Annotated in this window: 11 protein-coding genes; all 11 read left to right on the plus strand. The window is 68.8% G+C overall.

Translation table 11 applies throughout. The annotated features are described in order from the left end of the window. Positions 1-12: 12 nt before the first annotated feature. The gene (locus WS96_RS24535) at positions 13-909 is read left to right on the plus strand and encodes an alpha/beta fold hydrolase (RefSeq protein WP_059836035.1); all 897 of its coding nucleotides are present in this window, start codon (positions 13-15) and stop codon (positions 907-909) included. Then, complete coding sequence (locus WS96_RS24540; protein WP_059822078.1) at positions 906-1,763, plus strand: IclR family transcriptional regulator; 858 nt, start codon at positions 906-908, stop codon at positions 1,761-1,763. The genes WS96_RS24535 and WS96_RS24540 overlap by 4 nt, the downstream gene beginning before the upstream one ends. Next, positions 1,760-2,557, plus strand: coding sequence for an SDR family oxidoreductase (locus tag WS96_RS24545; protein ID WP_059822080.1), 798 nt, complete (start codon positions 1,760-1,762; stop codon positions 2,555-2,557). Before WS96_RS24540 ends, WS96_RS24545 begins: the two co-directional genes overlap by 4 nt. Continuing rightward, complete coding sequence (locus WS96_RS24550; RefSeq protein ID WP_059836038.1) at positions 2,550-4,217, plus strand: thiamine pyrophosphate-binding protein; 1,668 nt, start codon at positions 2,550-2,552, stop codon at positions 4,215-4,217. Before WS96_RS24545 ends, WS96_RS24550 begins: the two co-directional genes overlap by 8 nt. Beyond that, positions 4,210-5,037: an aspartate dehydrogenase gene (locus WS96_RS24555; protein WP_059836040.1), complete on the plus strand. Its 828-nt coding sequence runs from the start codon at positions 4,210-4,212 to the stop codon at positions 5,035-5,037. The genes WS96_RS24550 and WS96_RS24555 overlap by 8 nt, the downstream gene beginning before the upstream one ends. A gap of 72 nt (positions 5,038-5,109) precedes the next feature. Continuing rightward, positions 5,110-6,600: an aldehyde dehydrogenase gene (locus tag WS96_RS24560; protein WP_059836042.1), complete on the plus strand. Its 1,491-nt coding sequence runs from the start codon at positions 5,110-5,112 to the stop codon at positions 6,598-6,600. Between the two features lie 18 nt (positions 6,601-6,618). Next, positions 6,619-7,581, plus strand: coding sequence for a VOC family protein (locus WS96_RS24565; RefSeq protein WP_059836044.1), 963 nt, complete (start codon positions 6,619-6,621; stop codon positions 7,579-7,581). Further along, a complete protein-coding gene (locus WS96_RS24570) occupies positions 7,578-8,822 on the plus strand; it encodes an NAD(P)/FAD-dependent oxidoreductase (protein WP_059836046.1) in 1,245 nt (414 codons plus the stop codon). The genes WS96_RS24565 and WS96_RS24570 overlap by 4 nt, the downstream gene beginning before the upstream one ends. A gap of 37 nt (positions 8,823-8,859) precedes the next feature. Then, positions 8,860-10,260 (plus strand): MFS transporter, encoded by a 1,401-nt coding sequence (locus tag WS96_RS24575; protein WP_059836047.1) that lies wholly within the window; start codon positions 8,860-8,862, stop codon positions 10,258-10,260. A 167-nt stretch (positions 10,261-10,427) separates the two neighbouring features. Further along, complete coding sequence (locus tag WS96_RS24580; protein ID WP_059836049.1) at positions 10,428-10,979, plus strand: GNAT family N-acetyltransferase; 552 nt, start codon at positions 10,428-10,430, stop codon at positions 10,977-10,979. A gap of 73 nt (positions 10,980-11,052) precedes the next feature. Further along, the gene (locus tag WS96_RS24585; protein ID WP_059836051.1) at positions 11,053-11,463 is read left to right on the plus strand and encodes a PPC domain-containing DNA-binding protein; all 411 of its coding nucleotides are present in this window, start codon (positions 11,053-11,055) and stop codon (positions 11,461-11,463) included. The last annotated feature ends 82 nt before the right edge of the window (positions 11,464-11,545 follow it).

The following is an 11,545-nucleotide window of genomic DNA, read 5'->3' on the forward strand; positions in this document are numbered from 1 at the left end:
GCGGGTGAAGCAATGAGTGTCATCGACAAACGTGAACGCGACCGCACCGCGGCGTTCGCCGCGCTGCTCGGGCAGTTTCCCGAGCAGCGTTGCGCAGCCGGCGCGGCGGGCACGATCGGCTACCGCGAGGCCGGCGCGCAGCATGCGGGCCGCGCGCTGCCCGTCGTGCTGCTGCACGGGATCGGTTCGGGCGCCGCATCGTGGGTCCGCCAGCTCGACACGCTCGGCGCGTCGCGACGCGTGCTTGCGTGGGATGCGCCCGGTTACGGCGTGTCGACGCCCGTGCACGGCGCGTCGCCGGCCGCCGCCGATTACGCGGCATCGCTGAACGCATGGCTCGAGGCACTCGGCATCGAACGCTGCGTGCTGGTCGGTCATTCGCTCGGCGCGATCGTCGCGGGCGGGTTGGTCCGCGTGATGCCCGCGCGCATCGCCGGCCTGCTGCTGATCTCGCCCGCGGGCGGTTACGGCAGCGCACCGGCCGAAACGCGCGACACGCGCCGCGACGCGCGTCTCGCGATGCTCGCGGAACTCGGCCCGGCCGGGCTCGCCGAGCAGCGCAGCGGCAACATGCTGTCCGGTTTCGCGAACGAGGAGGCACGGGCGTGGGTGCGCTGGAACATGGCGCGCATCGTGCCGGCCGGCTACGCGCAGGCCACGCACCTGCTCGCGAACGCCGATCTCGCGGCCGATCTCGCCGGCTTCCGCGGCCGCGCGGCGGTGGCCGTCGGCGCGAACGACGCGATCACGCCGCCCGCCGCGTGCGAACGGATCGCCGCGGCCGCGCACGTCGGGCTGCAGGTGATTCCGCAGGCCGGGCATGCGGGTTACGTGGAGGCGCCGGCCGCTTATTCGGCGCTGATCGATGCGTTCTGCCGTCAGTGCGATACGCAGTGGGGAATGGCATGAGCGAACCGCTGCAACGAAACGCATCCGAAAACGCGAAGGCCGAAGCCAGCTACGTGGTGCCGGGCCTCGAGCGCGGGCTGCGCATTCTCGCCGAATTCTCGCCGCGCGAGCCGGTGCTCGGCGCGCCCGAGTTGTCGAAGCGGCTCGGCATTCCGCGCACGACGGTGTTCCGTCTGCTGCAGACGCTCGAATCGCTCGGCTTTCTCGAACGCGCGGACAAGGATCGCAACTACAAGCTCGGCGTCGCCGTGCTGCGGCTCGGCTTCGAATATCTGAGCTCGCTGGAGCTGACCGATCTCGGCCTGCCGGTGATCGAGAGCCTGCGCGATGCGACCGGCTTCACGACGCACATCGTGATCCGCGACGGCCGCGACGTGGTGTTCGTCGCGAAGGCGCAGAGCCAGTCGCCGGTGTTCAGCTCGATCCGCGTGAACGTCGGCACACGGCTGCCCGCGCACGCGACGACGCATGGCCACGTGCTGATGGGCGACCTGTCGCTGAAGGAGCTGCGTGCGCTGTATCCGGAAGGCGCGCTGAGCCGGATGACGAGCGCGACGCCGGAAACGGTCGATGCGTTGTACGAAGTGATCCGCGAGGATGCGCTGCGCGGTTACGGCGTCAGCAATTCGTCGTTCGAGCGCGGGATCTCGGTCGTCACGGCGCCGGTGCGCAACGAGACGCAGCGGATCGTCGCGTGCATCACGGTGACGGTGCCGCGTCCGGAGATCGACGCGGCGCTGATCGCCGACGGGCTGATCGACAAGGTGCAGCGCGCGGCGGCGGAATTGTCGCGTCGGCTCAATTACCGCTCGGATGACGAGCACACGTTTCTCAAGGCTTTAGGACTCCGATGATTCAGATCGATCTGACCGGGCAGGTGGCGGTGGTGACGGGCGGTTCGTCCGGCATCGGCCTCGCGACGGCCGAACGGTTCCTGCAGGCGGGCGCGTCGGTCGCGATTTGCGGCCGCGACGGCGACCGTCTCGCACGTGCCGACGCGATGCTGCGCGACAAGTACGCCGATGCGCAACTGCTGGCCACGCGCTGCAACGTGCTCGACGAAACCGACGTGACCGGCTTCGCGCAAGCGGTGTCCGCGCGTTTCGGCCGCGCCGACATGCTCGTCAACAACGCCGGCCAGGGCCGCGTATCGACCTTCGCCGACACGACCGACGACGCGTGGCGCGAAGAACTCGAACTGAAGTACTTCAGCATCATCCGTCCGACGCGCGCGTTCCTGCCGCTGCTGCGCGACGCGCAGGCGCCGACGATCACCTGCGTGAATTCGCTGCTCGCGTTGCAGCCGGAGCCGCACATGGTCGCGACGTCGTCGGCGCGTGCCGGCGTGCTGAGCCTCGTGAAGTCGCTCGCGACCGAACTGGCGCCGCAGCGCATCCGCGTGAACTCGATCCTGATCGGCATCGTCGAGTCGGGGCAGTGGCGCCGCCGCTACGACACGCAGGCGCAACCCGGCGAAAGCTGGGAAGACTGGACGGGCGCGCTCGCCCGCAAGAAGAACATTCCGCTGAATCGCTTCGGCAAGCCCGACGAGGCCGCCTGGGCGCTTTTTTATCTCGCAACGTATCTGTCGTCCTACACGACGGGCAGCCATATCGACGTTTCTGGAGGCTTTGCACGCCATGTCTGAAAAAACCACGGTTGGCGAGCTGATTGCCGCCTTTCTCGAGCAGTGCGGCGTGAAAACCGCATTCGGTGTCATCTCGATCCACAACATGCCGATCCTCGACGCGATCCACTCGCGCGGCAACATCCGGTATGTCGGCGCGCGCGGCGAAGCGGGGGCGTTGAACATGGCCGACGGGCTGGCCCGTGTGTCGGGCGGCCTCGGCGTCGCGTTCACGAGCACGGGCACGGCGGCGGGCAACGCGGCCGGTGCGATGGTCGAGGCGCTGACGGCCGGCACCGCGCTGCTGCACGTGACGGGGCAGATCGAGACGCCTTACCTCGACCAGGATCTCGCGTACATCCACGAAGCGCCGGACCAGCTGTCGATGCTCGACTCGATCTCGAAGGCGGCGTTCCGCGTGCGCACGGTCGAAACCGTGCTGCCGACGATTCGCGAAGCCGTGCGCATCGCGCAGACCGCGCCCACGGGCCCCGTGTCCGTCGAGATCCCGATCGACATCCAGGCGGCCGAAATCGAATGGCCGGAAGATCTCGCACCGGCACACGTCGCGGTGCGCGAGCACGACGAAGCCCGCGTCGCGAAGCTCGCCGACGCCCTCGCGGCCAAGCGCCGCCCGCTGCTGTGGCTCGGCGGCGGCGCGCGTCACGCACGCGCGGAAGTCGAGCGCCTCGTGAAGCTCGGCTTCGGCGTCGTGACGAGCGTGCAGGGCCGCGGCGTGCTGCCCGAGGATCATCCGGCGACGCTCGGCGCGTTCAACGTGCACGCGTCGGTCGAAGCGTTCTACAAGACCTGCGACGCGCTCGTCGTGGTCGGCTCGCGCCTGCGCGGCAACGAAACGCTGAAGTACAAGCTCGCGCTGCCGCAGCCGCTGTTCCGTATCGACGCCGATGCGCTCGCCGACAACCGCGGCTACCGCAACGCGTTGTTCGTGCACGGCGATTCGAAGCGCGTGCTGGCCGAGCTGGCCGATCGCCTCGAAGGCCGCCTGTCGGTCGATCCGCAATTCGCGGCCGATCTCGCGGCGGCCCGCGAGGCGGCAGTGGCCGACGTGACGAAGGGCCTCGGGCCGTACAAGAAGCTCGTCGACACGCTGCAGGCCGCCGTCGGCCGCGACTACAACTGGGTGCGCGACGTGACGATCTCGAACAGCACGTGGGGCAACCGCCTGCTGAAGATCTTCGAGCCGCGCTCGGGCGTGCATGCGCTCGGCGGCGGCATCGGCCAGGGCATCCAGATGGGCATCGGTGCCGCGCTCGCGGGCGCCGCGGCGAAGACGGTCTGCCTCGTCGGCGACGGCGGCCTGATGGTCAACGTCGGCGAGCTCGTCACGGCCGTGCAGGAAAACGCGAACGTGATGATCGTGCTGATGAACGACCAGTGCTACGGCGTGATCCGCAACATCCAGGACGCGCACTACGGCGGCCGCCGCTGCTTCGTGCAACTGCACCAGCCCGATTTCGCGCAGTTCTGCGCGAGCTTCGGCCTCACGCACTACCGGATCACGTCGCTCGACCAGGCCGAAGCGATCGTGCGCGAAGGGCTCGCGAAGGAAGGGCCGGTGATGGTCGAGGTCGACATGCTGTCGGTCGGCTCGTTCGCGTCGGCATTCGCGGGCCCGCCGGTGAAGAAGGAAGCGCCGACGGAGCGCCAGTATGCGTAACGGGCAACAGCGGGCGCATGCCCCCGTCGACGTCGCGATGATCGGCTTCGGCGCGATCGGCGCGGCCGTGTACCACGCGGTCGAGCACGATGCGTCGCTGCGCGTCGCGCACGTGATCGTGCCGGAACACCAGCGCGCGGCGGTGCAGGACGCGCTCGGCGGCGCGGTGGAGGTCGTGTCGTCGGTCGACGCACTGGCCCGCCGCCCCGAGTTCGCGCTCGAATGCGCGGGCCACAGCGCGCTCGTCGATCACGTCGTGCCGCTGCTGAAGGCCGGCACCGACTGCGCGGTCGCGTCGATCGGCGCGCTGTCCGATCTCGCGCTGCTCGACGCGCTGTCGCAAGCGGCCGACGAAGGCGGCACGACGGTGACGCTGCTGTCCGGCGCGATCGGCGGCATCGACGCGCTGGCGTCCGCGAAGCAGGGCGGCCTCGACGACGTGCTGTACGTCGGCCGCAAGCCGCCGCTCGGCTGGCTCGGCACGCCGGCCGAGGAGCTGTGCGACCTGCGCGCGATGACCGAGGAAAAGGTGATCTTCGAAGGCACCGCGCGCGACGCCGCGCGGCTGTACCCGAAGAACGCGAACGTCGCGGCGACGGTCGCGCTCGCGGGCCTCGGCCTCGACGCGACGCACGTGCGCCTGATCGCCGATCCGGCGGTCGCGCGCAACGTGCACCGCATCACCGCGCGCGGCGCATTCGGCGAGATGTCGCTGGAAATGAGCGGCAAGCCGCTGCCGGACAACCCGAAGACGTCCGCGCTGACGGCATACAGCGCGATTCGTGCGCTGCGCAACCGCGCGGCCCGCTGCGTGATCTGACCGGACCATCGAGCGTCCGCCCGCGCCACGGCGAGGGCGGATGTGCAGAGACAGATTTGTGGGACTTGTGACATGACTCCTTTCGATACGAGCCTCGTACCCGACGGCGACATCCTGATCGGCGGCGAGTGGCGGCGCGGCCGCGGAGCGCCTTACGCGAGCATCTATCCGGCCGACCAGTCGCTGAACATGGAAGTATCGACGGCGAACGCGGAAGACGCGGCCGACGCCGTCGTGGCGGCCGACGCCGCATGGCGCCGCGCCGACTGGGCCGGGCTGAAGCCGCACCAGCGCGCGCAGGTGCTGTACCGCATCGCGGATCTCATCATGCAGCGCCACGAGGCGCTCGCGCACCTGCAGCGCCGCGACAACGGCAAGCCGATCGGCGAGACGCGCGTGCTGGTGGCCAGCGCCGCGAACACGTTCCGCTATTTCGCGGCGTGCCTCGAAACGCTCGACGAGGAGCTGACGCCGTCGCGCGGCGACTACCTGACGATGAGCGTGTACGAGCCGATCGGCGTGATCGCGGCGATCACCCCGTGGAATTCGCCGATTGCGTCCGACGCGCAGAAGCTCGCGCCGGCGCTGGCCGGCGGCAACGCGGTGGTGCTCAAGCCGGCCGAGGTCACGCCGCTCGTCTCGCTCGCGCTGGCGCGCATCTGCGAGGAAGCCGGCGTGCCGAAGGGCGTGCTGAGCGTGCTGCCGGGCAAGGGCTCGGTGATCGGCGACGTGCTCGTGCGTCATCCGCTCGTGAAGAAGGTGTCGTTTACCGGCGGCACCGAAGTGGGCCGCGGCATCGCGCGCATCGCGGCCGAGAAGCTGATGCCGGTGTCGCTCGAACTCGGCGGCAAGTCGCCGACGATCGTGTGCGATGACGCCGATCTCGACCACGCGGTCAACGGCGTGCTGTACGGCATCTTCAGTTCGTCGGGCGAAGCGTGCATCGCCGGTTCGCGACTGTTCGTGCAGCACGCGATATACGACGAATTCATGAAGCGCCTGGTGGCCGGTGCACGCAAGCTGCGCGTGGGCGACCCGACGCGGCCCGACACGCAGATGGGCCCGCTGATCACCGCGAAGCATCGCGAATCGGTCGAACGCTACGTGGCGCTCGGGCTGGAAGAAGGCGGCCGTCTGCTGTGCGGCGGCGAGCGGCCGGCGGGCGACGGGCGCGAGAACGGCTTCTTCTATCAGCCGACGATTCTCGAAGGCTTGCCGAACAGCGCGCGCATCTGCCAGGAGGAAATCTTCGGGCCGGTGCTGGTCGCGATGCCGTTCGACGACGAAGCGTCGTTGATCGCACAGGCGAACGACAGTGTATTCGGGCTCGCGGCCGGCATCTGGACGCGCGACTACAAGCGCGCATGGCGCATCGCGCGCGCGCTGGAGACGGGCACCGTCTGGATCAACACGTACAAGCTGTTCTCGATCTCCACGCCGTTCTCGGGCTGGAAGGAGAGCGGGATGGGACGCGAGAAGGGGCGTCTCGGCATCCGCGAATACATGCAGCAGAAGAGCCTCTACTGGGGCTTGAACGACGCGCCGCTGCCGTGGGCGAACTGAGCGAAGGGGAATGACGCAATGAGCATTTTGGGAATCGAGCAGATCACGTACGGCGTCGACGACCTCGCCACCTGCCGGCGCTTTTTCGCCGACTGGGGGCTGAAGGAAGTCGCGCACGACGACACGCGTGCGCGCTTCGAGACGCTGAACGGTTGCACCGTGCTGGTCGTGAAAGCCGACGATCCGTCGCTGCCGCCCGCGTTCGAAGCAGGCCCGACGCTGCGGGAAGTCACGTGGGGCGTCGCGACGCAGGGCGAACTCGACGCACTGCGCACCAAGCTGGCCGGCCAGCCCGGCTATTACGCGCAGGACGATGCGCTCGGCTGCATCGACCCGAACGGAATGGCGATCCGCATCGAAGTCACGCGCAAGCGCGCACTCGACATCGCGGGCTCGCCGTCGAACGTCTGGGGCCGGACGCTGCGCGTGGACCAGCCGAGCCCGATCTATGCGCGTGCAGAGCCGGTCGAGGTCGGGCATGTCGTGTTCTTCACGAACTGCCTCGACGCGCAGGAAAGGTTCTATCACGAGTTGCTCGGCTTCGAGACGTCGGACCGTTATCCGGGCCGCGGTGCGTTCATGCGCTGCGCACCGCACGGCGGCCATCACGACCTGTTCCTGCTCGCGCTGCCGAACGGCAAACGCGGCCTGAACCACGTCGCATTCACCGTGCGCGACATCCACGAAGTATTCGGCGGCGGCATGCACATCGACCGCTGCGGCTGGGAAACGCAGCTCGGCCCGGGGCGTCACCCGGTGTCGTCCGCGTACTTCTGGTACTTCCAGAATCCGGCCGGTGCGCTGATCGAGTACTACGCGGACGAAGACGTGCTGACGCCCGACTGGCAACCGCGCGAATTCGAACCGGGGCCGACCGTGTTCGCCGAGTGGGCCGTCGACGGCGGCCTGGACGGCAACACGCGCCGGCAGAAGAACGCGAAGGCGCCGGAAGGCAAGTTCATGACGGAGCGCAAATCATGACCGAAGCGAATACGCCCGCGCGGGCCGCGCCGGGCACGGTCGTCGTGATCGGCGGCGGCCAGGCTGCCGGCTGGGTGTTGAAGACGTTGCGCGCGCAAGGGTATGCGGGCCGTCTCGTGATGATCGCCGACGAGCCGCACCTGCCGTACGAGCGCCCGCCGCTGTCGAAGGCCGTGCTGGCCGGCGACGCCGACATCGAGACCGTGCGCGTCGTGCGCCCGGACGAATTCGACGCGCTGAACGTCGAGGCATGGCAGCCGGAGCGCGCGGCGTCGATCGACCGCGCGCGCCGCGTGGTGAAGACCGAAAGCGGCCGCGAGATCGAATACGACCGGCTCGTGATCGCGACCGGCGGCACGTCGCGCCGCTTGCCCGCTGCGCTCGTCAACACGCCGAACCTGCATTACCTGCGCACGCTCGACGAAGCCGCCGCGCTCGGCGAGAAGCTGCGGGCGAGCCGGCGCGTGCTCGTGATCGGCGGCGGCTGGATCGGCCTCGAAGTCGCGGCGACCGCGCGCAAGCTCGGCGTCGACGCCGTCGTGGTCGAAGGCGCGCCGCGGCTGTGCGGGCGTTCGGTGCCGCAGATCGTGTCCGACTTCCTGCTCGACCTGCATCGTTCGAACGGCGTCGACGTGCGACTTGGCGCGGCGCTTGAATCGCTCGATGCGCAGCCCGGCGACGCATCGAAGGTGCGCGCGACGCTCGCCGACGGCACGACGATCGACGCCGATTTCGCGGTGGCCGGCATCGGCCTCGCGCTGAATGCGTCGCTGGCGAGCGACGCGGGGCTCGCGATCGACGACGGCATCGTCGTCGACGAATACGGCGCGACCAGCGACCCCGCGATCTTCGCGTGCGGCGACGTCGCGAACCATCACAACGGCTGGCTGAAGCGGCGCGTGCGGCTCGAATCGTGGGCGAACGCGCAGAACCAGGCGATCGCGGCCGCGAAAGCCGTGCTCGGCGTGCGCGAACCGTACGCGGAGATTCCGTGGTTCTGGTCCGATCAGTACGACGTGAACCTGCAGATCCTCGGCGATCTGCCGGCCGATGCGCAGCTCGTCGTGCGCGGCGATCTCGCCGCGCGTCGCGCGACGCTGTTTTTCGTGGGCGACGGACATGTGAGAGGTGTCATCGCCGTGAACAACGCACGCGAGCTGAAGCTCGCGCGCAAGTGGATGAACCAGGGCCGGGCAGTGGATACGGAAGCCCTGGCAGACACGACCCAAGCGCTTGCCTGACCGGCCCAACCGGAAAGAGACCCAGGAGACACCCCGCATGAGCACTTTCGACAACGTCGTGGCCGGCAGGGCCACGATGGAAGCTGCCGCCTCCACGCCCGGCGCGATCATCGCCCGGCTCGAGCGGCTTCCGGCCAACGCGATGCAGATCCGCGCACGCGTGCTGATCGGCACCGCGACGTTTTTCGACGGCTTCGACGTGATCACGATCGCGGCGACGCTGCCGCTGCTGATTCACAAATGGGGGCTGTCGCCGACGCAGATCGGCATGCTGATCGCGTCCGGCGCGATCGGCCAGCTGATCGGCGCATTCCTGTTTCCCGCGCTCGCGGAAAAACATGGCCGCGTGAAAGCCATCGCGTGGAGCTCGGCCGTGATCGGCATCACGAGTATCGCGTGTGGCTTCGCGCCGACGTTCGAGGTGTTCGTGCTGCTGCGGATCCTGCAGGGGCTCGGGCTCGGCGGCGAATTGCCGGTCGCGGCCACGTACATCAACGAAATCACGCGCGCGCATGGCCGCGGCCGCTTCGTGCTGCTGTACGAGATCGTGTTCCCGATCGGCCTGCTCGTGTCGATGGCGCTCGGCGCGTGGCTCGTGCCGCGCTTCGGCTGGGAAATCATGTACTTCGTCGGCGGGCTGCCGGTGATCCTGTCGCTCGTGCTCACGCGCCTCGTGCCGGAATCGCCGCGCTGGCTCGCGTCGCGCGGGCGGCTCGCGGAAGCCGGGCGCGCGGTCGGCGTGTTCGAAGGATCGGTGCGCGGCGAGCTGCCGCCGGTCACGCAGGCGGCCGCGTTCGACGAGATGGTGCGCCAGCATCCGAAGCGCAGGATGACCGACCTGTTCAGCGCCGCGTATCGCAAGCGCACGCTCGCGGTGGCGACGCTGTGGGCGACCTGCGGGTTCATCCAGTACGGGCTGTCCACGTGGCTGCCGACGATCTACAAGAACTTCTATCACGCGCCGCTGCAGCTCGCGCTGAACCTCGCGGTGATCGGCTCGGTGATGGGCGTGCTCGGCTCGCTGGCCTCCGCGCTGCTGGTCGACAAGCTCGGCCGCAAGCCGGTGATCGTGTGGTCGTTCGTGCTGTGCGCGCTGTCGCTGGCGCTCGCCGGCATCTATCACGCGTCGTCGGTGTATGTGGTCGCGGTCTTCTGTTCGCTGTCGCTCGGGCTGATGGCGTCGGGGTTCATCACCGCGTACGTCTATACGCCCGAGCAGTATCCGACGAGCATCCGCGCGTCGGGCTGCGGGCTCGGCAGCGCGTGGCTGAAGATCGCGTCGTTCGTCGCGCCGATGGTCGTGCCGCATGCGATCATCGGCGGGAACCTCGCGCCGGCGTTCTATCTGATCGCCGTGGTGCCGCTGATCGCGGCGCTGACCGTGCACTTCGTCGGGATCGAGACGAAAGGGAAGGTGCTGGAGGCGCTCGAGGCGTAAGCGTGACCGGCAGTCATGGACGAAGTGCTCAGGCCCGGGAGACGTTGCCCGGGCCTTTTGTTTCACGGCCGTCGGCCGTTCCATGTCGGGCGCGGCAGCGGGCGCGCTGGTTGGCGCACGGTTCGCGTGTTCTAATTCACGGTCCCGATTTTCGTCAGACCGCTGCCATGCCCCTGTTCGAACCCGTCACGCTGAATACGTCCCGCCTCGTGCTGCGGCCGCTTCGCGACGCCGACGCACCGACCTTCTTCGAGATCTGGTCCGATGCGCAAGCGATGCGCTATTTCTCGTTCTCGCCGATGACGGCAATCGAGCAGGCCGAGGCGCGCGTCGCGCGCAACGTGCAGATGTCCGCGAGCGGGGAGAGCCTCGTCTGCGTGCTCGAACTGCGGGAAACCGGCGAAGCGCTCGGCGAGTGCGTGCTGTTCCAGGCGAACGCGCAATGCCGGCGCGCCGAGATCGGCTTTTGCCTGCGGCGCGCGTTCTGGCGCGGCGGATACATGCGCGAAGCGGCGTCGGCGTTGATCGATCATGCCTTCGGCACGCTGCGGCTGAACCGGATCGAGGCCGATATCGATCCGCGCAACGTCGCGTCGGCGCGGTTGCTCGAACGGCTCGGCTTCGTCCGGGAAGGGGTGTTGCGCGAGCGCTGGATCGTCGGCGACGAAGTGTCGGACAGTGCGCTGTACGGGTTGCTGGCGAGCGATCGCGGTGCGTAAGTGGCCGACTTGCCGGATTTCGCGCCCGAACGTACCCTTGGCCGAATCCACGGCCCGAACGCAGGTATTGACCATGCAAGCCCATCCTTTGCGCCTTTCCCCCGGCGACGATCTGCGCGGCGCTATCGAGGCAGCGCTCCACCAGCATGACGCGCACGCGGCCTTCGTGATCCAGGGCATCGGCAGCCTGAGCGTCGCGCAGCTGCGCTTCGCCGGCGTCGATCGACCGACCGAGCTGCGCGGCGACCTCGAAATCCTGACGCTGGCCGGCTCCGTATCGCCGGACGGCGCGCATCTGCATATGTCGGTCTCGGACGCGGACGGCCGCGTGATGGGCGGCCACGTGGCGAGCGGCTGCGTGGTGCGCACGACGGCCGAGATCCTGCTCGCGCTGCTGCCCGCGCATCGCTTCTCGCGCGAGTTCGATGCGGGCACGGGCTTCAACGAACTGGTGATCCGTCGCGAGCCGGACGGCGGCGCATGACTGTCGCGACGCGGCGCTAGCATCGCCGGTCATCGATGCGCTTCCGGTTATCGCTCGTTGCGCAAGACGCCATCCATGAAAA

This window comes from Burkholderia sp. MSMB1835 (genome assembly GCF_001526365.1).
Classification (GTDB): domain Bacteria; phylum Pseudomonadota; class Gammaproteobacteria; order Burkholderiales; family Burkholderiaceae; genus Burkholderia.